Source organism: Vitreoscilla filiformis, from assembly GCF_002222655.1.
In the GTDB taxonomy this organism is placed as follows: domain Bacteria; phylum Pseudomonadota; class Gammaproteobacteria; order Burkholderiales; family Burkholderiaceae_C; genus Ideonella; species Ideonella filiformis.
Genome location: NZ_CP022423.1, coordinates 2,081,368 through 2,100,866, shown reverse-complemented (window position 1 = coordinate 2,100,866; position 19,499 = coordinate 2,081,368). Strand labels below are relative to the sequence as shown.

Annotated in this window: 23 protein-coding genes; 17 read left to right on the top strand and 6 right to left on the bottom strand. The window is 65.3% G+C overall.

Translation table 11 applies throughout. From position 1 onward, the window contains the following. Window positions 1–21 precede the first annotated feature (21 nt). Complete coding sequence (locus tag VITFI_RS10050; RefSeq protein ID WP_198301410.1) at window positions 22–1,284, top strand: glycosyltransferase family 4 protein; 1,263 nt, start codon at window positions 22–24, stop codon at window positions 1,282–1,284. After that, window positions 1,281–2,039, top strand: coding sequence for a hypothetical protein (locus VITFI_RS10045; protein WP_089416838.1), 759 nt, complete (start codon window positions 1,281–1,283; stop codon window positions 2,037–2,039). The genes VITFI_RS10050 and VITFI_RS10045 overlap by 4 nt, the downstream gene beginning before the upstream one ends. A 10-nt stretch (window positions 2,040–2,049) precedes the next feature. Here VITFI_RS10045 and VITFI_RS10040 read toward each other — a convergent pair whose 3' ends face one another. After that, on the bottom strand, window positions 2,050–2,502 hold the full coding sequence (locus VITFI_RS10040) for a c-type cytochrome (protein ID WP_089416837.1): 453 nt from the start codon (window positions 2,500–2,502) through the stop codon (window positions 2,050–2,052). Window positions 2,503–2,660: 158 nt separating this feature from the next. Here VITFI_RS10040 and VITFI_RS10035 point away from each other — a divergent pair, with 158 nt between their 5' ends. Genes VITFI_RS10035 through VITFI_RS10025 form a run of 3 tightly spaced genes read left to right on the top strand, consistent with a single transcriptional unit; the run spans window position 2,661 to window position 4,858 of the window. Further along, on the top strand, window positions 2,661–3,377 hold the full coding sequence (locus VITFI_RS10035) for a cytochrome b/b6 domain-containing protein (protein ID WP_089416836.1): 717 nt from the start codon (window positions 2,661–2,663) through the stop codon (window positions 3,375–3,377). Between the two features lie 30 nt (window positions 3,378–3,407). Beyond that, window positions 3,408–3,935 carry a GNAT family N-acetyltransferase gene (locus VITFI_RS10030; protein WP_089416835.1) on the top strand — a complete coding sequence of 176 codons (528 nt, stop codon included), beginning with the start codon at window positions 3,408–3,410 and terminating at the stop codon, window positions 3,933–3,935. Then, window positions 3,932–4,858 (top strand): LysR family transcriptional regulator, encoded by a 927-nt coding sequence (locus VITFI_RS10025; RefSeq protein WP_089416834.1) that lies wholly within the window; start codon window positions 3,932–3,934, stop codon window positions 4,856–4,858. Before VITFI_RS10030 ends, VITFI_RS10025 begins: the two co-directional genes overlap by 4 nt. Window positions 4,859–4,871: 13 nt before the next feature. On the opposite strand, the gene VITFI_RS10020 is transcribed toward VITFI_RS10025, so the two are convergent. Continuing rightward, window positions 4,872–5,420: a GspH/FimT family pseudopilin gene (locus VITFI_RS10020; RefSeq protein WP_157725633.1), complete on the bottom strand. Its 549-nt coding sequence runs from the start codon at window positions 5,418–5,420 to the stop codon at window positions 4,872–4,874. A gap of 89 nt (window positions 5,421–5,509) precedes the next feature. Here VITFI_RS10020 and ribD point away from each other — a divergent pair, with 89 nt between their 5' ends. The 11 genes from ribD (at window position 5,510) to VITFI_RS09965 (ending at window position 16,303) form a co-directional block, all read left to right on the top strand. Further along, window positions 5,510–6,664, top strand: a complete 1,155-nt coding sequence (ribD, locus tag VITFI_RS10015; protein WP_089416832.1) for a bifunctional diaminohydroxyphosphoribosylaminopyrimidine deaminase/5-amino-6-(5-phosphoribosylamino)uracil reductase RibD — start codon at window positions 5,510–5,512, stop codon at window positions 6,662–6,664. A gap of 21 nt (window positions 6,665–6,685) precedes the next feature. Then, window positions 6,686–7,783: a bifunctional 3,4-dihydroxy-2-butanone-4-phosphate synthase/GTP cyclohydrolase II gene (gene ribBA / locus VITFI_RS10010; protein WP_089416831.1), complete on the top strand. Its 1,098-nt coding sequence runs from the start codon at window positions 6,686–6,688 to the stop codon at window positions 7,781–7,783. A gap of 21 nt (window positions 7,784–7,804) precedes the next feature. Beyond that, window positions 7,805–8,269 carry a 6,7-dimethyl-8-ribityllumazine synthase gene (ribH, locus tag VITFI_RS10005; protein ID WP_089416830.1) on the top strand — a complete coding sequence of 155 codons (465 nt, stop codon included), beginning with the start codon at window positions 7,805–7,807 and terminating at the stop codon, window positions 8,267–8,269. Further along, window positions 8,266–8,760: a transcription antitermination factor NusB gene (gene nusB, locus VITFI_RS10000; protein ID WP_089416829.1), complete on the top strand. Its 495-nt coding sequence runs from the start codon at window positions 8,266–8,268 to the stop codon at window positions 8,758–8,760. The genes ribH and nusB overlap by 4 nt, the downstream gene beginning before the upstream one ends. A gap of 42 nt (window positions 8,761–8,802) precedes the next feature. Beyond that, entirely contained in the window at window positions 8,803–9,987 is a 1,185-nt protein-coding gene (locus VITFI_RS09995) for a pyridoxal phosphate-dependent aminotransferase (protein ID WP_089416828.1), read from the top strand. 9 nt (window positions 9,988–9,996) lie between these two features. Further along, window positions 9,997–11,664, top strand: a complete 1,668-nt coding sequence (locus tag VITFI_RS09990) for a serine/threonine-protein kinase (RefSeq protein WP_089416827.1) — start codon at window positions 9,997–9,999, stop codon at window positions 11,662–11,664. Beyond that, window positions 11,661–12,080 (top strand): tol-pal system-associated acyl-CoA thioesterase, encoded by a 420-nt coding sequence (gene ybgC / locus VITFI_RS09985; protein ID WP_089416826.1) that lies wholly within the window; start codon window positions 11,661–11,663, stop codon window positions 12,078–12,080. The genes VITFI_RS09990 and ybgC overlap by 4 nt, the downstream gene beginning before the upstream one ends. Beyond that, on the top strand, window positions 12,077–12,790 hold the full coding sequence (gene tolQ, locus VITFI_RS09980; protein WP_089416825.1) for a protein TolQ: 714 nt from the start codon (window positions 12,077–12,079) through the stop codon (window positions 12,788–12,790). The genes ybgC and tolQ overlap by 4 nt, the downstream gene beginning before the upstream one ends. A gap of 12 nt (window positions 12,791–12,802) precedes the next feature. Further along, window positions 12,803–13,231, top strand: a complete 429-nt coding sequence (locus VITFI_RS09975; RefSeq protein WP_089416824.1) for an ExbD/TolR family protein — start codon at window positions 12,803–12,805, stop codon at window positions 13,229–13,231. A gap of 3 nt (window positions 13,232–13,234) precedes the next feature. After that, window positions 13,235–14,323 (top strand): cell envelope integrity protein TolA, encoded by a 1,089-nt coding sequence (gene tolA / locus VITFI_RS09970; protein ID WP_089416823.1) that lies wholly within the window; start codon window positions 13,235–13,237, stop codon window positions 14,321–14,323. 78 nt (window positions 14,324–14,401) lie between these two features. Continuing rightward, entirely contained in the window at window positions 14,402–16,303 is a 1,902-nt protein-coding gene (locus VITFI_RS09965; RefSeq protein WP_198301409.1) for a GspE/PulE family protein, read from the top strand. 10 nt (window positions 16,304–16,313) lie between these two features. Here the strand turns inward: VITFI_RS09965 and VITFI_RS09960 are convergent, their stop codons facing one another. From VITFI_RS09960 to VITFI_RS09945, 4 genes are read right to left on the bottom strand one after another with little or no spacing between them, the layout of a single operon-like run. After that, window positions 16,314–17,138, bottom strand: coding sequence for an HvfC/BufC N-terminal domain-containing protein (locus VITFI_RS09960; RefSeq protein WP_089416822.1), 825 nt, complete (start codon window positions 17,136–17,138; stop codon window positions 16,314–16,316). After that, window positions 17,131–17,988: a DUF692 domain-containing protein gene (locus VITFI_RS09955; RefSeq protein WP_089416821.1), complete on the bottom strand. Its 858-nt coding sequence runs from the start codon at window positions 17,986–17,988 to the stop codon at window positions 17,131–17,133. The genes VITFI_RS09960 and VITFI_RS09955 overlap by 8 nt, the downstream gene beginning before the upstream one ends. 3 nt (window positions 17,989–17,991) lie before the next feature. Then, window positions 17,992–18,444, bottom strand: a complete 453-nt coding sequence (locus VITFI_RS09950; protein ID WP_198301408.1) for a DoxX family protein — start codon at window positions 18,442–18,444, stop codon at window positions 17,992–17,994. Between the two features lie 47 nt (window positions 18,445–18,491). Continuing rightward, entirely contained in the window at window positions 18,492–18,782 is a 291-nt protein-coding gene (locus tag VITFI_RS09945; RefSeq protein WP_089416820.1) for a BufA1 family periplasmic bufferin-type metallophore, read from the bottom strand. A 141-nt stretch (window positions 18,783–18,923) separates the two neighbouring features. On the opposite strand from VITFI_RS09945, the gene VITFI_RS09940 reads away from it, so the two are divergent. After that, entirely contained in the window at window positions 18,924–19,493 is a 570-nt protein-coding gene (locus tag VITFI_RS09940; RefSeq protein ID WP_089416819.1) for a sigma-70 family RNA polymerase sigma factor, read from the top strand. Window positions 19,494–19,499: the final 6 nt, after the last annotated feature.

The following is a 19,499-nucleotide window of genomic DNA, read 5'->3' as shown; positions in this document are numbered from 1 at the left end:
CCCTTGCCTCGGATCCTGATCGTGGCCGAGCACGCGTCGGCCTCGTTCGGCGGTGAAGCCGCTTTGCCGTTGCATTACTTTCGTGTGCTGCTGGCACGCGGCGCGCCGGTCTGGCTCATCACCCATGCCCGGGTGCGTTCAGAGTTGACGGCCTTGTTTCCCCAGGCCATGGACCGCATCCTGTTTGTGGAAGACAGCCGCCTGCACCGCTGGATGTGCCAACTCGGCAGCCAGTTGCCTTCGCGCATTTCTTACTTCACCACGGGGTTTGTTTCGCGCTTCAGCACCCAACTGGAACAGAAGCGCCTGGCGCGCCAGCTCATCGTGCAGCGCGGCATTCAGGTGGTGCATCAGCCCATGCCCGTGTCCCCACGAGAACCGTCGATCCTGTTCGATCTGGGCGCACCCGTGGCCATCGGCCCGATGAACGGTGGCATGGAGTATCCGCCCGCTTTCCAGCCCCGCAAGATTCGCTGGGTGGCCAAGCTGGTCGGTCTGGGACGCGCCACCGCAGGGCTGATGAACCGGCTCATGCCTGGCAAGCCGCGTGCAGCCGCCTTGCTGGTGGCCAATGAGCGCACGCGCCAAGCCCTGCCCTTGGATTTGGGCGCACGGGCCGTTGTGCTGCCCGAAAATGGGGTCGATCTTTCGCTGTGGCAACGCCCCGCTGCGCACTCGGCTGGCTCCAGCAGCGGTGTTCCTACGTTCGTGTTCATGGGCCGCATGGTCGATTGGAAAGCGGTGGACTTGCTGCTGTACGCCTTCGATCAAAGCAGCCGCAAAGCGCCCATGAGTCTCACCTTGATCGGTGATGGCCCCGAAAGCCCCGCCCTGCGCGAGCAAGCCCGCCAGCAAGGCCGCTTGGCGCTGCGTGAAGGCGAAGCCGGGAAAATCTTTTTCGCCGGCTGGCAGCCCCAAGCCACTTGCGCGGACATCCTGCGCCGCAGCCAAGCGCTGGTGTTGCCCAGCCTGTGGGAATGCGGCGGCGCGGTGGTGCTCGAAGCCATGGCCTGCGGCCTGCCGGTGATTGCCACCGCTTGGGGCGGCCCGATGGATTACTTGGATGACCGCTGCGGCATCCTCGTCCCCCCCACCACCCGCCCCAGCCTCATCGATGGCCTGGCCCAAGCCATGCGCACCCTGGCCACAGATGCCGATCTGCGCCAGCGCATGGGCGCGGCGGGGCGGGCCAAGGTGCAGCGTGAATTTGATTGGGAACACAAAGTCGATGTGATGCTGGATGTGTACCGCCGCCTCATTGCCGAGCACAGCGCCACCGCATGAAACGCCTGCCCATCACCCTCGTTCTGACCGCCACCATCACACCGCCGGCGGGGGCGATCCAATTGGCCCGCACCGACGCCCAACAGCGCCTGAACGACTATCTGCGCGCCATGGCGTTCTACCTGGACGAGCTGGCACGCGGCACCTTCGATCGCTTGGTGTTCGCGGACAACTCAGCGTCCGATGTCAGCGCCTTGCGCGAGCTGGTGGCGCAGCGCGGGCTGGGCACCCAGGTGGAAATTCTGTCCTTTGACGGCTTGGACCATCCCGCCCACTACGGGCGCGGCTATGGCGAGTTCAAACTGCTGGACTACGTGATGCAGCACGCCCAACTGCTGCAAGACCTGCCGCCTGAAGCGCCCGTGTGGAAGGTCACTGGGCGTTACATCCTGCGCAATGTGGCGGCAGTGCTGGCTTCCATGCCGCCGCAGGTCGAGCTGTATTGCCACTGCCGCAATTGGCCGCAGCGCTGGGTGGATTTGTACGTCCTGGGCTGGCAGCACCAAGCCTATGCCAAGTTCCTGCGCGGTTTGTACACGCAATTGCGGGAGGACGTGGCCCCCGTGTCAGCCGAGTACCACTTCCGAAACGCGGTGGATGCCGCCGTGGGCCGTTTGCGCATCCAGCGCCGCTTCAAAGTGGTGTGCATGCTGGACGGCTATCGCGGCGTGGACAACCGCAATTACACGCAAGACGGCGCCAAACTGCTGCTGCGCCGCTGGGCGGCAAAGTTGGCGCCGTGGTGGTGGATCTGAGCGGGATCGCTCAGTCCTTCTTGAAAGCTTCGTGGCAGCCCTTGCAGGTCTTGGCGGTTTCGCCGAAGGCCACCTTCAGTTGATCCAGGTTGCCGCTCTTGGCCGCTGCGTTGAGTTTGCCCACGGCTTCGACCATTTTGTCGGCACCGGCCTTGAACTTGTCGGGCTGGCTCCAAACTTCGGGCTTGGCTTCAGAACGGCCCACGCCGGTGCCTTCGCCAAACGCCGACCACGGCAGCGTGGCCACCGCCGACACCACATCCGCATTGGCCGCAGCCGCCTTGGCATCAAACGGCACCGTCCCCTTGACCATGGCCCCAATGCGCCCAAAGTGGGCCGACATCAGCGTGAAGGCCGCCTTGCGATAGTGAACAGCATCCTCCGGCTTCTTGAATTGCGCCGAAGCCGGCAGGGCCATCACCATCGAAGCGGCTGCCGTGGCCACCAAAATCAGACGTTTCATGCAATTTCTCCAAGAAAAACACAACATGCACACCCGACCCCTGACACCCCAGGGGGCATCGAATGGGCATCCCTCAGTGTAAGCAATCCCGCCTGCGCTAACGTGGCATCTCAGCGATGCCCCCCCAATCCCCTGTTGTTCGCCGTTTGGAGTTGACCATGCCTGTGTCCCCTGCTTCTGCCTCCGACCCATCGCGCCCCATCGCTCGCGTTCGCGTGTGGGATTTGCCCACACGCCTGTTCCACTGGGCCTTGGTGGCGAGCGTGGTGGCGCTGGTGGTTTCTGGCCAAATCGGCGGCAATGCCATCGACTGGCACGCCAAGCTGGGGGTGGCCGTCGCGGCGCTGCTGCTGTTCCGGCTGGTGTGGGGCCTTGTCGGTGGGCGTTGGTCGCGCTTCACCAGTTTCATCTATTCACCCCTGACGACGCTGCGTTACCTGCGCGGCCAATCGACACCCCATGCCGAGGTGGGGCACAACCCGCTGGGTGCTCTGTCCGTGTTTGCGCTGCTGGCGGTGCTGCTGGTGCAAGTGGGTTCAGGGTTGATCATTGACGACGAAATCGCCTTCGTTGGCCCGCTCAACGCCTGGGCGCCGGCCGAGTGGGTGAGCTGGGCCTCCAATTGGCACCGTGAGAGCGGCAAACTGCTGTTGATCGGCCTGGTGGTGTTGCACGTGGCGGCAATTGCGTTTCACGCCCACGTCAAGCGCCACAACCTGGTCAAACCCATGTTCACGGGCGACAAGGCGTTGCCCGTGGGCACCCCCGCCAGCCGCGATGACATCGTCACCCGGGGCCTGGCTTTGTTGCTGCTGGCCGCCTGTGCTGTCGCTGGGGTGTGGCTGTGGCAACTGGGGTACGCTAACGCCATGTGAGATTCGACGCACCCGCGTGCGCAGCCGGCCATGGTTTCCCGCTTCTCCTCCGCTCACTTCGCCGCCTCAACATGGCCGGACATCGTGCTCCAAACCCCACAAAACCCCGAGGCACTGAACGCCACCCGGGATATTTTTCGGGAGTACGCGGCCAGCTTGGCCATCGATTTGTGCTTCCAGAATTTCGAAGCGGAGTTGGCCACCCTGCCCGGCGCCTACGCTGAACCCCACGGGGGTTTGTTGCTGGCTTATGTGGACGGCGCCCTGGCCGGCTGCGGCGCTTTTCGCCCCTTGTTGGAGGCGGATCACGCCAACGCCTGCGAAATGAAACGTCTTTACGTGCGCCGCCCTTTTCGCCGATTCGGTGTTGGGCGGCTGCTCGCGCAACACCTGATCGAACGCGCCACCCATGCGGGCTATTCCGCCATGCTGCTGGACACCCTGGATGACATGGAAGCCGCCCGCGAGCTGTACACCTCGCTGGGTTTTGAAGAAGTTCCGCCCTACTACTACAACCCCATTCCGGGGGCGCACTACCTGAAGGCCACACTCGGGTGAATCTCAAGCAGTTGGAATACTTTGTCAGCGTGGCTGAGCTGGGCAGTTTCAGCAAAGCCGCCCTGGTGCTGGACATCGCTCAACCCGCCCTGAGCCGCCAAGTGCGCGCCTTGGAAATCGAGTTGCGCGAAACCTTGCTGCTGCGCAATGGCCGAGGCGTGAGCCTGACCGAGCCCGGACGGCGTTTGTACGAACACAGCCTGGCCATCCTGCGGCAAGTGGCACAAGCCTGCGAGGACCTCAGCGCCAGCCGCGATGAGCCGGTGGGCCGCATCACCGTGGGCCTGCCCCCCAGCATGGGCCGACAGTTGACCTTGGCCCTGGTGGACGGTTTTCAGCGTTGCATGCCCCGCGCCCGCCTGACCATTGTGGAAGGGCTGTCGGCGCACATCAGCGAATGGTTGGGCAGCGGGCGGGTGGATGTGGGGCTGCTCTACAACCCCGACACCCAAACGGGCCTGGAAATCCGGCCACTGCTGCACGAGCGCTTGGGTTTGGTGCAGCGCCTGCGCCCCGGAGAGGGTGGCAGTTTGGCGCCCGTGTCCCTGGAAAATGTGGCCGCCCTGCCTTTGGTGCTGCCCGAACGCCAGCACGTCATCCGCCGTTTGTTGGACAACCAAGCCACCCTCGCCGGCCTGAGTTTGAACGTGGCGTGGGAGGTGTCCAGTGTCCCGGCCATCCTCGATTTGGTGTGTGCGGGGTACGGGCACGCCATCCTCACCGCCAGCAGCGTGGCCGTGTCCGAGCGCAAGGATGCCCTGGTGGTGCGCCCCTTGGTGCGCCCGGAGCTGGTCAGCGTGTTGTGCCTGGCGACCTCGGCGCACCAGCGCAGCACACCGTTGATGCGCCAAACCACGCGCTTGCTCACCGACTTGGTCACCGCGTTGCCGCAGGGCACCGCCGCACAGTCATTGCCGGGCTGACGCTGGTTCTCGTTCAGGTGCAGCGCTGCGCGCTCTCGCTCACCCGGGCCCGCCCGGCTTTGTTCACGCACACCAGTTGAGCACTCGCCATGGCCTGCGCTTCGTTGCGGGCCTGCGCTGGGACGAACCGAAAACTGGACGCTGCATTGAACGAAATCCCCGTTGGCTGAAAACTCAACCGGCTGAGGGTGGCTTGGACGCGGCTGCTCCCCTGCACCGGCTGATGCACCAACAGCACCCGATCTTCGGGGTCCACCACCCCACGCTGCCCTCGATCCACAAACACCAGCCACCCCGCTGTCCACACTCGCCCTTCCGGCCAGCACGCATGAACGGTGTCACCGCCCCCAGGATCGCGGGCACAGACACTCACCACCTCACCAAAACGCATCGCCTCGTGCCGCGCCAACCGCAAGGCCGACAGAAACGCCTGCACCTCCCCCTGCACCGACCGTTCAGCCACCAACGTGCCCATGTCCGGCACACTCAGCGCCAGCACGATCGAGGCCACGGCCAATGTGATCAGCAATTCCGTCAATGTCCACCCGGCGACGTGCCGCATCGGAGCCTCCCTGTGGTGTGTGTCGCGGCATGCTGCCGCAGGCCCTGGGACGCCTCCTTCACCTCGCCGTTTCACCATCCCATGTCTGCATGAGCGACCTGACATCCCCCTTCCCCACCTTGCCCGCCCCCGCCGATCCCATGGCCGCCGCCCTGGCCTTGGCCGAACACGCCGTGGGCGTGAGTGAACCCAATCCGCGTGTCGGCTGCGTCATCACCTCGGCAGATGGCCGCTGGCTGCTGGGCCAAGGCCACACCCAAGCGGTGGGCTCGGCCCACGCTGAAATCATGGCGCTGCGCGACGCCCAAGCCCGGGGCCATGATGTGCGCGGCGCCACCGCCTGGGTGACGCTGGAGCCTTGTGCCCACCATGGCCGCACGCCTCCGTGTTGCGATGCGTTGGTCGCGGCGGGGATGGCGCGGGTGGTGGCCGCCGTGGGCGACCCCAACCCGCTGGTGAATGGCCAAGGCATGGCTCGGTTGCGCGCTGCCGGTGTCTCCGCCGATTGGGGGCCGCCCACGCACGCCCTGGCAGCCACCGAATTGAACATCGGGTTTTTCAGCCGCATGCAGCGCCAGCGCCCTTGGGTGCGCTTGAAAATGGCCGGTTCGCTGGATGGCCGCACCGCCTTGGCCAATGGCGTAAGCCAATGGATCACCAGCCCCGAAGCCCGCGCCGACGGCCACGCTTGGCGCCGCCGAGCCGGGGCGGTGCTCACAGGCATCCAAACCGCGCTCGCGGACGACCCCATGCTGGACGTGCGCCACGTCCCCACCCAGGTGCAACCGGTGCGGGTGGTGCTGGACTCCCACCTGCGTTTGCCTCCCACCGCCCGTTTGCTGCAAAGCGGCAGCCCGGTGTGGCTGTACACCGCTGTGCCGGCCAACGATGCCCGCATCGCGTCTTGGCAGGCCCGGAGCGTGCGCGTGCGCAGCGTGCCCGACGCCGCCACTGGGCGCGTCGATCTGCACGCGGTGCTGGCCGATCTGACGACCCAGTCCATCAACGAACTGCATATCGAAGCGGGTGCCACCCTCAACGGTGCGTGGCTGGCGGCGGGGATGGTGGATGAAATCGTGCTGTACCTCGCCCCGATGCTGCTCGGACAAGGCGCCGGTTTGGCGCATCTCGGGCCGTGGGCCGATCTGACACCGGCACTGCGCTGGCAGTGGCAGCAGATCGAGCGCATCGGGCCGGACCTTCGCCTCACCGCCCGTTCGGCCCCCCCGGCGCTGGTCCGCTGAGGCGCCGCCTACAATTCAGACATGCCTATCTCTCCGATTCCTGAACTGGTGGCCGAACTGGCGGCCGGTCGCATGGTCATCTTGGTCGATGAAGAAGACCGCGAGAACGAGGGCGATCTCGTCCTCGCCGCTGACCACGTCACCCCCGAAGCGATCAACTTCATGGCCAAATATGGCCGTGGCCTGATCTGCCTGACCCTGACCCGCGAGCGCTGCGAACGCCTGCGCCTGCCCCCGATGACGGCCCGCAACGGCACCGCCCACGGCACCGCCTTCACGGTCAGCATCGAAGCGGCGGAGGGTGTGACCACCGGGATTTCCGCCGCCGACCGCGCCCGCACCGTGCAAGCCGCCGTGGCCCGGGACGCCAAACCGAGCGACTTGGTGCAGCCCGGCCACATCTTCCCGCTGCAAGCCCAGGACGGCGGCGTGCTCATGCGCGCCGGCCACACCGAAGCGGGCTGCGATCTGTCCGCCATGGCCGGCTTGAGCCCCAGCGCCGTGATCTGCGAGATCATGAACGACGATGGCACCATGGCCCGCCTGCCGGATCTGCAAGTGTTCGCCCGCGAGCACAACCTCAAAATCGGCACCATCGCCGATCTCATCACCTACCGCAGCCGCAACGAATCCCTGGTGCGCCGCGAAGGTCAGCGCAGCCTGACGACCGCGCAAGGTGAGTTCACCTGCCATGTCTTCCGCGACCGTTCGGGTCAAGTTCACCTGGCTTTGGCCCACGGCCAATGGGCGCCCAGCGACGAAGTGCTGGTGCGCGTCCACGAACCGCTGTCGGTGTTGGATCTGCTGGATGCAGGCAGCGCCAACCACCATTCGTGGCCCCTGGCCCAAGCCCTGGCAACGCTGCAAGCCAGCCAGCGCGGCGTGGCGGTGCTGCTCAACTGCGGCAACGAGTCGGCTGACAGCTTGGTCGGCCACTTGCTGCCCGCACAAGAAGCCCCGGTGGCCCGCCCCACGGTGGATCTGCGCACCTACGGCGTCGGGGCCCAAATCCTGCGCGAGCTGGGTGTCACCCGGATGCGCCTGCTCGGCAGCCCGCGCCGCATGCCCAGCATGACGGGCTACGGCCTCGAAGTCACCGGCTTCCAAGCCGCCCACTGATCCCCCAGACGGAGAACCCGCATGCAAGGAGCAGACAAAGGCCAAACCGCCTCCCTCGACGGCAATGGCCTGTCGATCGGCGTTGTGCGCGCTCGTTTCAACGACGCCATCACCACCGCCCTGGCCAACGCTTGTTTGAAAGAGCTGGCGGCCCTGGGGGTGTCGGATCGGCACATTGTGCAAGTCACGGTGCCGGGGGCGCTGGAGGTGCCGCTGGCCCTCAACGCCATGGCCAACTCCGAGGACTATGACGCCCTCATCGCCCTGGGTTGCATCATCCGAGGTGAAACCTATCACTTCGAGCTGGTGGCCAACGAAAGCGGCGCAGGGGTCACCCGTGTGGGGCTGGATCACCAATTGCCCGTCGCCAACGCGATCTTGACGGTGGAAAACGAAGAACAAGCCTGGGCCCGCGTTGAGGAAAAAGGCCGCGATGCCGCACGCGTGGCTGTCGAAATGGCCAATTTGCTGGAAAAACTGCTGTGACCGAAACGTCCCCCAAGACCCCCCCCGCCGCACGCAAGCGGGCGGCTCCCAAGTCGGCACGCCGGCGCTCGCGTGAGGTCGCTCTGCAAGGCTTGTACGAGTGGCTGATCAGCGGCGGCGAAGCCGGCCTGATCGACGCCCACATGCGCGAACAAGACGGCTTTGACCTGTGCGACCGCGCCCACTTCGACGCGCTGCTGCACGGCTGCATCGAAGAGGCGGCCTCGCTGGACACCGTCATTGGCCGCCACACGGATCGGCCCACCACCGAGCTGTCGCCGGTGGAGCACGCCGTGCTGCTCATCGGCTGCTACGAGCTGCGACATTGTGTTGATGTGCCTTACAAAGTGGCCATCAACGAAGCGGTGGAACTGGCCAAGTCCTTCGGCGGCACCGACGGTCACAAGTACGTCAACGGTGTTCTGGACAAAGCAGCACTGGAGCTGCGCCCCGCCGAAGTCGCCGCCGCGCCCCGTTCCCCGCGCCGTTGACGCGCCACCGCCCGCTCTTTGCCCCCCCTCCCGCACTGGCCCATGAAACTTGCCCGACGCCTGGATCACATCGAACCCTTCTACGTGATGGAGTGCGCCAAAGCCGCTGCCGAACTGGCGCGGCAGCCCGCGTGTGATCCCCGCCAGGGTGGGCGGCCCATGCTGTTCCTCAACATCGGTGAGCCCGATTTCACCGCCCCGCCGCTGGTGCAAGCCGCCGCCCAAGCGGCTGTGGCCCAAGGGCGGACGCAGTACACCGAAGCCCTCGGGCTGCCCGCGCTGCGTGAGGCGATTTCCGGGTGGTATCGCACACGTTTTGGCTTGGAGATTGCGCCGCAGCGCATCGTCATCACGGCCGGTGCCTCGGCTGCGCTGCAACTGGTGACGCTGGCCTTGTTTGAAACGGGTGACGACGTGTTGATGCCCGACCCGTCTTACCCCTGCAACCGCCATTTTGTGGCGGCCACAGGCGCGACGGCCCGGCTGATTCCCACCACCCCCGGCACGCGCTTCCAACTCGATGCCGATCAAGTGCGCCAGCATTGGACGCCCGCCACACGCGGCGTGGTGCTGGCCTCGCCGTCCAACCCCACGGGCACCTCGATTGCACCGGAAACGCTGCGCGAGATGGTGCAAGCCGTGCGCGAGCGCGGCGGCGTCACCATCGTGGACGAGATTTACCTCGGGCTGTCCTACGACGAACGCTACGCCGCCAGTGCCCTGGCCTGCGGCGAAGACATCGTCTCGATCAACAGCTTCTCCAAATATTTCAGCATGACGGGCTGGCGCCTGGGCTGGGCGGTGCTGCCATCGGCGCTGGTGCCGGCGGTCGAGCGCTTGCAGCAGAACCTCTACATCTGCGCAAGCTCGGTGGCTCAACATGCCGCGCTGGCGTGTTTTGCGCCCGACTCTTTGGCCGAGTACGAGCGGCGCCGAGCGGCATTCCGGGCCCGGCGCGATTTCATCGTGCCCGCCCTGAACGACATGGGCCTGTCCGTGCCCGTGGTGCCCGACGGCGCGTTTTATGCGTGGGCCGATTGCAGCCGCCACAGCGCCAGCAGTTGGGACTTTTGCATGAGCATGATGCAACGCGCCCACGTGGCCCTGACGCCTGGGCGCGATTTCGGCCCGGCGGCAGCCGAACGTTATGTGCGCCTGTCCTTTGCCAGTGGCTTGGACGATTTGCACGAGGCCGCCGAGCGCTTGCGCCGCGCCATCAGCGCCTGAATTCGACACATGCAGGGAGACGCTGTGAACCAGGACGCTCAATCTTCCCGATGGTCTTTTCTTGACCGATGGCGTCAGCAACTGACGCGTCCCAATGCCAAGGCCCCTGCAACCCATGCACCGGCCAAGGACAGGTCTTCCGACGATTTTCAAAGCACGCTGGTAGAGGACTTGCCGCGCAGCAGCTTCGGCACCGCCACCATTCAGCCCACAGAGCACGGCTACACCCGACCGCAAGACACCGCCATCCCCGCCGAAATGGGCCAGATTGGCCGCTTTTTGCTGCGCTCCGTGCTGGGCCAAGGGGGATTGGGCACGGTGTATGCCGCTTGGGATCCGCTGCTGTCACGCTCGGTGGCGGTGAAGACGCTGCGCGTGCAATCGGATCAAGCGGTGCAAGACGCCGCCCAAACCCTGCTGTTGAACGAGGCGCGGGCGGCGGCTCGCTTGTCTCACCCGCACATCGTCACGGTGTTCGACGCGGGGCTGTCCGAGCATGGGGTGTACATCGCCATGGAACCGCTGCGCGGCATGGACTTGCGCAAGTTGCTGCACCAAGGCTGGCACCCAACCCCCTTTGAAGCCGCCAACCTGGTGCGCCGCGTGGCCGACGCCCTGGCCTACGCCCACGGCAAGGGCGTGGTGCATTGCGACATCAAACCCGCCAACATCTTCATGGTGGATCGCAAATATCCCAAGGTGTTGGACTTTGGCATCGCCCGCCAAGCCCGCCGCGACGGAACGGCCGCCACCACCCTCACCGCTGGATCTCCCTACTACCTCGCCCCCGAACAAATCCGGGGGGACAGCCTGGATCGGCGCTGCGACGTGTACTCACTCGGCGTGGTGCTCTACGAGCTGCTCACCGGGCGCCAGCCTTTTGGTGGCGAGACGCTGGAAGCCATCACCGAAGCGGTGCTCACCGCCCCCACCCCATCGGCCCGACGCAACGGGACACGGGTGCCCGCCGGCTTGTCCGCCATTGCAGCGCGTGCCATGGCCCGTGCGCCCGAAGACCGTTACCCCTCGGCGCGGCACCTGGCCAACGATCTGCGCGAATGGATGACCTCCACCGAAGCACGCACCCTGGCGCGTTCACCGGAAGAACAGTACCGCACCGTCATGGGCATGGGCGCCGGGGTTTTGATCTCGGTGGCTGGGGTGGTGTGGTGGCAAACCATGGGGCAACGGCAAGAGCCACCGCCAGCGGCGTGGGTGTCACCCGATCCGCCACCGGCCACGTCGCCGGCAGTGGCGACGTTGCCCCCCGTCGCAGAAACGCCGCCCAGCCTGGCGGCGTCGGCTCGCCCTGCCGCATCGGGCAGCATCACGCAACTGCCCGGCGTGGCCCCGGTGACCCGTCCGGTGCCCTCGCCCGCCCCCCCGACACCTCCGGTTGTGCCCGTGGCCAAACCACCCAAACCGGCCCCCACCACCGCACCAGAACCCCCTGTGCGCGGCCCCACAGGCACCGTCATGCTGCTGATCAAACCGTGGGGGCAGGTCGAGGTGGACGGCGTCATGCAAGGCAGTTCCCCCCCTTTGCGCAGCCTGACTTTGTCGAAAGGCCGGCACACCATCACCATCCGCAACCCGAGCCAGCCGGCGATTGTTCGTGTGGTCGAAGTCAATGGCCAGTCGCCCATCATCATCCAACACCAGTTCACCACGCCATGACGCTTGTTGCCCCCGACCTGGACGCCTACCGCTTGCCCGTGCGGGTCTATTGGGAGGACACCGACGCCGGCGGCGTGGTGTTCTATGCCAACTACCTGAAATTCTTCGAACGGGCCCGCACCGAGTGGCTGCGCTCGCTCGGCTTTGGTCAGCAGGCTTTGCTGGAACGCCACGGCGTTTTGTTCGTGGTGGGCCAGGTGCAAGTTCGCTACGTGCAGTCCGCACGGCTCGATGATGAGCTGACCATCACCGCCCGCATCGCCGAAACCGGCAGCGCCCGACTGCGCATCGCCCAGCAAGCCCTCAAGGGCGCCGACGTGCTCGCCCATGGCCATGTGGACATCATCTGCGTCCAACAAGCCCAGTGGCGCGCCACCCGCATTCCTTCTGAACTCTTGGAGCGCATGTCCTCATGAACCAGGATCTTTCCATCGTCAATCTCGTCCTGCACGCCAGCCCGGTGGTGCAGGTGGTCATCGCTGGCTTGCTGCTGTTGTCCTTGGCGAGTTGGACGGTGATTTTCACCAAACTCATTGGCCTGGGCAAAGTCCAGCGCCGCAACGCGCACTTCGAGCAGACGTTCTGGTCGGGCACCAGTTTGAGCGACCTGTACCGCAGCGCCAGCACGATGCCCGACCTCGGCCCGATGGCCCGCGTCTTCGCCAGCGGCATGCGCGAGTTCATCAACCTGCGCGACAAACGCCACGACGCCGCCAGCCAACTCGACGGTGCTCGCCGCGCCATGCGCGCTTCGCTGCAACGCGAACTCGACGCCCTGGAAGGCAGCATCGGTTTTCTGGCGTCGGTCGGTTCGGTTAGCCCTTACGTGGGGTTGTTCGGCACGGTGTGGGGGATCATGCATGCGTTCGTCGGCCTGTCCAACTTGCAACAAGTGACCCTGGCCACGGTGGCTCCGGGCATTGCTGAAGCCTTGGTGGCCACGGCCATCGGGTTGTTCGCTGCCATCCCAGCGGTGGTGGGTTACAACCGGTTTGCACGGCAAGTCGATCGCACCGCCATCCAGTTGGAGAGTTTCATTGAGGAGTTCTCCAACATCCTGCAACGCAACATGCAGAGTGCGACCCAACCCAGCGTGGAACACCTGCCCTCGCAGCCGCACCCCTAAGAAGGAGCTTGCATGGCCAACGTCATGGCTCGCAGCAGCGGTGGGCGCCGCCGCTCGATGAGCGAGATCAACATGGTGCCCTTCATCGATGTGATGCTGGTGCTGCTGATCATTTTCATGGTCAGTGCGCCGCTCATCACCACGGGGGTGGTGGACTTGCCCAGCGTCGGCAAGTCGCGCCAGCGTCCCACCACGGTCATTGAAGTCGTGATCGGTGCGAACGACACGATCCAAATGCGCCACGATCAAACCCCACTCACCGACGTGCCGCTCGATCAGCTCGCCCCGCAGGTGTTGAAACTGCAAACCGGCAACGAACCCATTCCCGTCGTGATCTCCGCCGACCGCAACGTGCGTTACGACAGCGTCGTCAAGGTGATGGACGCGCTCCAGCGCAACGGTGTGCAGCGCGTCGGCCTCTCCGTCAAGCAAGGACACTGAGGCGTGACGTCTCCTGCTCCGACCCCCGCCCCTGCGCCGGCGCCTGCTGCGCAGGGGGTTTACCACCCGCCCCGGGCCGACGGGTTTGGCCCGGGTTTCGCACTGGCCACGGTGGCACACATCGGCTTGGTGGCGGCGCTGGCACTCGGTGTCGAGTGGCACAGCGACACCCCTGTGAGCATCGAAGCCGAGCTGTGGGACAGCGTCCCGCGCCAAGCCGCGCCAGCGCCAGCGGTGACTGAACCCGCCCCGCCCGCCCCACCGGTTGAAGCGCCCCCACCGCCGCCAGCCGAGCCGCCACCGGAACCGGCCCCCGCGCCACCGCCGCCGCCGCCCGTCCCCGCGCCGCCCATTCCGACGCCGCCGAAACCTCCCGCCGCCGCCGCTGCGGAACGCGACGCCCAAATTGCCACCGAACGCGCCCGCCGCCTCGCCGAGGAAAAGCGCGAGCAAGCGGCCAAAGAAAAGCAGCGCAAGGAGAAAGAAGAGAAGGAGCGCGCCGAGCGTGAAAAAGCCGAGCGCGACAAAAAGGAAAAGGACAAGCGCGAGAAAGAAAAACAAGAAAAAGAACGTCAAGCCAAACTCGAAAAGGAAAAGAAGGAAAAAGAAGAGAAGGAACGCCTCGAACGCGAAAAGCTGGAAAAAGACAAGAAAGAAAAACGCGAGAAAGAGCGCCGCGCCCAAGAGCAGAAGGAACAAAAAGAGCAGCAAGCCCGCGCCGAACAACTGCGACAAGCCCAAATGAACCGGCTGATGAACCAGCTCGGTGGTGGGGCCAACACCAGTGCGAACACTTCGGGCGATGCCCCGCGCAACGCTGGCCCTTCGGCGTCTTACCAAGGGCGCATCAAGGCGCGCATCAAGCCCAACATCGTGCTGACCGACCCGATCGAGGGCAACCCGGTGGCCGAAGTCGAAGTGCAAACCGCGCCCGATGGCCGCATCGTCAGCCGACGCATCCTCAAGCCCAGCGGCAACCGCGATTGGGACGAAGCCGTGCTGCGCGCCATTGACCGTACCGCCATCCTGCCTAGGGATGTGGATGGGCGCATCCCTGCTGCGATGATCATCACCTTCCGCCCGCATGAATAACGGGGCCTGTGCCCCGCCCGGAGACTGATCGTGTCTACTGCCCTTCCCCCTGCCGGCCCCCCCGCGAAACCCTCCATCGTGACGCAACGTGCCGCCACGACGGCGGGGTCGCTGTTGGCATCGCCGACGATCTACACCGCCACTCAGCTGGAAACGGCACTCCAAACCCAACAGCGCATGCCCATGATGCGCATCGGTGAAACCCTGGTGAGCATGGGCTGCCTGACCGCCGAGCAGCTTCAAGCCGCTTTGGCCAACCAGCAAGTGGGCCACCGAGCCATGCCGCTGGGGCAACTGCTGGTCAAGGCCGGTTACATCACCCAGGAGGATTTGCGCTCCGCCCTCATCCGCAAAATGGGCTACCCGGTGGTCAGCATTGCTCACTACCCGGTGGACGAGCGCGCCGTCAAGCGGGTGCCTGCGGCGGTGGCCCAGCGGCTCAACGTGCTGCCGCTGCAAGCCTTGCCCGGCCGCCTGGCCGTGGTCATGGACGACCCGACACGCTCCGATGCGCTCTCGGAGTTGGAGTTTTTGGTGCAAACCAAAATCTCCCCGGTGCTCGCAGCGGAGCGCGATCTGTCGCGGTGGATCATGGAGATCTACCGCCGCCAAGGCCAAACCGACACCACCACGTTTTGGGCCGCCAAAGGGCAAAACACCCAAAACCTGCTGGCTGACTTGGAGCGCGCCAAGGTGCGTGTGCCCGTCAAGAACGACGAGGATCTGCCACCCGAGCAAGCCGACACCAGCTTGGTGCGCTTGGTGAACTCGATGATCGTCGAAGCCCACCAGCGCGGTGTTTCCGACATTCACATCGAAACCCACCCCGGCCACGAAAAATTGCGCGTGCGCTTTCGCAAAGATGGGGTGCTTCAGCCTTATCTGGAGCTGCCGCACTTCTGGCGCCAGGCACTCATTGGCCGGCTCAAGGTGATGTGCGGCTTGGACATCGCGGAACGTCGCCAACCGCAAGACGGCAAGATCAGCTTCTCGCAGTTTGTGCCGGGTTTCCCGGTGGAGCTGCGCGTGGCCATCATCCCGACGCACAACGGCCTCGAAGACGCCGTGCTGCGCCTGCTGGACAACGGCCAGCTCATCACGCTCGAAGAACTCGGCCTGTCCGATCGCAACTACCAAGCGATGGTGGCAGCGATCACCCGACCGCACGGTCTGGTGCTGTGCTCGGGGCCGACGGGTTCGGGCAAGACCACGACGCTGCACTCGGCCATGGGGTATCTGAACGAACCCACGCGCAAAATCTGGACCGCCGAAGACCCGATCGAAATCACCCAACCGGGGCTGCGCCAAGTCCAGATCAACACCAAAATCGGCTTCACGTTCGCCAAGGCGCTGCGGGCGTTTTTGCGGGCCGATCCGGACGTGATCATGGTGGGCGAAATCCGTGATGCGGAAACGGCCCTGATCGCCATCGAATCGTCGTTGACGGGCCACTTGGTGCTGTCCACCCTGCACACCAACAACGCCACCGAAACCGTGGCCCGCTTGCTGGATCTGGGGCTGGATCCGTTCAATTTTGCCGATGCCTTGCAAGCCGTGATCGCCCAGCGCCTGGTGCGCAAGTTGTGCCCGCACTGCCTGGTGAGCGAGCCAGCCAACGCTGCCGATGTGGACGAATGGCTGGAAGATTACCTGCACGCCTGGGCCCACCCCATCGACCGGCCCGACAAAGAGGAGCTGCGCCAGCAGTGGATCACCCGATTCGGTGTGAACGGCCAGTTGCAGCGCCACTACAGTGTGGGCTGCGACGCCTGTGAAACCCACGGCTCCATCGGACGCATGGGCATCCACGAGGTGCTGACGATCACGCTGCAATTGCGGCGCATGATTCAATCCGGCGCCCGCCAAGAAGAGCTGTTGCGCCAGGCCATGCACGATGGTTTGCGCACCATGCGCCAAGATGGCATCGAGAAAGTGCTGGCAGGTCTCACCTCGATGGAAGACGTGCGCGCCTCGACCTGACGCGCCGCCATTAACCGCGTTTTCGCCAGGCCCGCAACCAGCGGGCCTGCAACGCGGCAATCAGCCAAGCTTCAAAGTCAAAGTGCGCCGGGACGCACGCCAGTGCTTCGCCCAAACTCATGCCAGCCATCAGGCCGGCAGCGAAACGCGCCTCCTCCCGCGACCAGGCAAACACCTCCACCTGCCAACTTGGCCGCCACACCAAAGCCGACTCGGCTTGCCGATGCGCCAGCGCCTCACGCACCGCCGCCAACCGCTCGGGCGCAGGCGCCAAGGGATCGGGCTGGTGGGCGTGCCACATCGTCACCACGGGCCACGCACTGCACACCACACGGGCACCCTCGCGCCACTGGGCTTCGATTTCGGTGGGATCGGTGTCCGCCAGCAGGCCCAGACCTTCGGGAAGCGATTGGGCCGGATCGTCTGCCGCCCGACTGGCCTGATGCACGGCCCACTCCACCTGTGCCAGATCGGCGAGATAAGGCAGATCCGGCCACGGGGCGTGACGTACCAACCAATCCGGCAAGGTCTCACCCCAGGTGCCCAAGTCGCCGTGGGTCGGCGGGTTGTCCCGCCACAACGCAGCGGTCAGCGCATGAAATCCCTCCGCCCCCACCACCGCATGCAACACCGGATACACCAACGCCAACGCCCGCACCGCATTCGCGTGGGCATTGCGCCGGTAGGCCATCACCCCATCACGCGGCGTGGCCTGCCGCGCAGGCCCGGGCAGGGGGCGCAACCCCAGGCGGGTCAAGTCGGGGGGATGGGGCGCCCACAACGCTGCCAGCAAGCGCTGCTGGCGCTCTGATTCTGTCAAGCTCACATCACCCACGGCGCACCTCCTCGGTTTGACAGCGCCGGGCCTGGGCGGCTTCGTCTAACAATGTGTCCCAGGGGGGCAGGTGGGTGTCCCATTCGATCAACGTCGGCACCGGGCCCAGCCGCGCCACGGCGTGGCGGTACACCGTCCACACAGGCGGATGCACACGTGAACCGTGGTCATCGATCACCAACGGCCCCCGATCGTCATAACCCGCCAGGTGGATTTCTCCCACACTCTGCGGCACCAACGCATCAATCCATGCACAAGCGGACGCCACCGGATCCGGCTCGGCCCGGTTCAGTGCATTGACCACCAAGTTGTTGACGTCCAGCAGCATCTGGCAGCCGCTGCGCTGCGTCAACTGATTGAAGAACTCCGGTTCGGGCCAAGCATCTGCCACCGCCCAATCGATGTAGGCCGACAGGTTTTCCACCAGCATGGGCCGGCGTAACCGCTCTTGCACCTGCTGCACGTGTCGCACCATCAACGCCAAACTGGCCGAGGTGAAGGGGATGGGGAGCAAATCCGCCGCATGCAGCACCGGCCCACCGGCCAGCAGTGGGGCGCGTGCGAACGCCGCGTGGTCGGACACCCGCACAGGCTCGATTTGCTCGACCAAGCGGGCCAAAGACGCCAAATGCGCCCCATCCAGCCCGACCGCCGACCCCAAGGCCAACCCGACACCGTGCAAGCTCACCGGATGGTCCTGCCGCGCCCGGCACAGCGTGGCCAAGGCGGCCCCGCCAGGGGCGAAAAAGTTCTCGGAATGCACCTCGATGAAATCGACTTGCCCGGGTTGCGCCAACAGCGCCTCTTCATGCGAGGGCCGCCAGCCTACGCCCACGTGACCGCCACTCATGGCTCACCACCCTTGGCGGCGACGCCACCAACCGTCCAACGACCAAGCACCCGGCCCCCACACCACCAGCGCCAGCAGCCAACTGCCCCAAAAAATGTGCAACTGAAGCGCGGCTTCGGGCATGTCGGGCAGGCTGAGCACCGCCACCACGTTGACCACACTCAACCCAGCAGCGCCCAATCGCCCGGCCAGCCCCAGAAACAGCAGCCACGGCAGCAGCAACTCACCGGCGGTGCCCATCACCGCCGCCACCGCAGGCGGTAGCACAGGCACCGCATATTCGGACTCAAACAACGCCAGCGTGGTCGACCAATCGTCGATTTTGGTCAGGCCCGAGCGCCAAAACACCCAGCCAACGTGGCACCGAGCCACCAACAGCACCAGCGGTTGCAAGTGCTCCAACCAACCGATGCCCCGACGCAGCAGCGCCTGGCACGTACAGGGAAGGGACATCATGGGTCAGTCTCCGGGTGGTCTCACTGGATCGGTGGGTGTGTGGTCAATCACATGCCCTTGAGTTTGGCCTTGGCCTCATCGGCCGTCAGGCCGCCCATGGACTTGCAGGTGCCTTTGGCCACGAACTTCCATTCGGCGGCATCGTTGTCGGTTTTGGCTTGCCCGGCGCACGAGTGCGTACCGCTGAGGTTGGCGCAATCGTTGGCACCGGCTTTGGCCACGCCGTAGCACTTTTCCTTGCCGCCGCTGGCGGGGTGTTGCTGTGCTTGCGCGGTCGAGACCAGGCCCAGGGCGACAGCAGCGGCCAGAGCCGAGGCAATGCGTGCAGACTTTTGCATGATGAAACTCCTGTTCGATTCGGTTCAGTTTGAGGACGATCCCACTCGCCAATCCGTGCGGGACATGGCTGTGTCGCCCATGGGCCGCCACTGCTTACACTGCCGGCGCATTTTTTTGACTTTCTTTTGGGAGGCTTCCGGATGGACAAATTTGCGCAGCAAGTCCAAGCCCTGCGTCCGCAGTTGCTGCGGTACGCACGCGCCCAGTTGCGGCAACCCGAATGGGCCGAAGACGCAGTTTCCGACACCCTGTTGGCCGCGTTGGAACGGCCCGCCGCCTTTGCCGGGGCCTCCCAGCTCAAAACTTGGTTGGTGGGCATCCTGAAGCACAAGTTGATCGATCAGTTGCGCCGCCACCAACGAGAAGCCACCACCTTGGATGCCGATGATGCCCACGACGTGGACGACCTGCTGTTCGATGCCACCGGCCATTGGCGTGAAACCCCGGCACATTGGCCCGATCACCCAGAGGCCCTGCTGAGGCAGCGCCAGTTTTTGGCGGTGCTCGACGCTTGCGTCGAACGCTTGCCTTGCGCACAAGGACGCGCTTTCATGATGCGCGAATGGCTGGAGCTGGACGCCGACGAAATTTGTAAGGAACTGGCCATCAGCCCGACCAACCTGTGGGTGCTCCTGCACCGAGCGCGGTTGCGGCTGCGCGACTGTTTGCAGCACAACTGGTTCGAATCCCCTGCCCACGGCACTCCATGAAAGGAA

Coding starts and splice junctions, on each gene's coding strand:
- VITFI_RS10045 (WP_089416838.1), top strand. CDS start 1,281: ATGAAACGCCTGCCCATCACCCTCGTTCTGACCGCCACCATCACACCG.
- VITFI_RS10040 (WP_089416837.1), bottom strand. CDS start 2,502: ATGAAACGTCTGATTTTGGTGGCCACGGCAGCCGCTTCGATGGTGATG.
- VITFI_RS10035 (WP_089416836.1), top strand. CDS start 2,661: ATGCCTGTGTCCCCTGCTTCTGCCTCCGACCCATCGCGCCCCATCGCT.
- VITFI_RS10030 (WP_089416835.1), top strand. CDS start 3,408: ATGGTTTCCCGCTTCTCCTCCGCTCACTTCGCCGCCTCAACATGGCCG.
- VITFI_RS10020 (WP_157725633.1), bottom strand. CDS start 5,420: ATGCGGCACGTCGCCGGGTGGACATTGACGGAATTGCTGATCACATTG.
- ribD (WP_089416832.1), top strand. CDS start 5,510: ATGAGCGACCTGACATCCCCCTTCCCCACCTTGCCCGCCCCCGCCGAT.
- ribBA (WP_089416831.1), top strand. CDS start 6,686: ATGCCTATCTCTCCGATTCCTGAACTGGTGGCCGAACTGGCGGCCGGT.
- ribH (WP_089416830.1), top strand. CDS start 7,805: ATGCAAGGAGCAGACAAAGGCCAAACCGCCTCCCTCGACGGCAATGGC.
- VITFI_RS09995 (WP_089416828.1), top strand. CDS start 8,803: ATGAAACTTGCCCGACGCCTGGATCACATCGAACCCTTCTACGTGATG.
- VITFI_RS09990 (WP_089416827.1), top strand. CDS start 9,997: ATGCAGGGAGACGCTGTGAACCAGGACGCTCAATCTTCCCGATGGTCT.
- ybgC (WP_089416826.1), top strand. CDS start 11,661: ATGACGCTTGTTGCCCCCGACCTGGACGCCTACCGCTTGCCCGTGCGG.
- tolQ (WP_089416825.1), top strand. CDS start 12,077: ATGAACCAGGATCTTTCCATCGTCAATCTCGTCCTGCACGCCAGCCCG.
- VITFI_RS09975 (WP_089416824.1), top strand. CDS start 12,803: ATGGCCAACGTCATGGCTCGCAGCAGCGGTGGGCGCCGCCGCTCGATG.
- VITFI_RS09955 (WP_089416821.1), bottom strand. CDS start 17,988: ATGAGTGGCGGTCACGTGGGCGTAGGCTGGCGGCCCTCGCATGAAGAG.
- VITFI_RS09950 (WP_198301408.1), bottom strand. CDS start 18,444: ATGATGTCCCTTCCCTGTACGTGCCAGGCGCTGCTGCGTCGGGGCATC.
- VITFI_RS09945 (WP_089416820.1), bottom strand. CDS start 18,782: ATGCAAAAGTCTGCACGCATTGCCTCGGCTCTGGCCGCTGCTGTCGCC.
- VITFI_RS09940 (WP_089416819.1), top strand. CDS start 18,924: ATGGACAAATTTGCGCAGCAAGTCCAAGCCCTGCGTCCGCAGTTGCTG.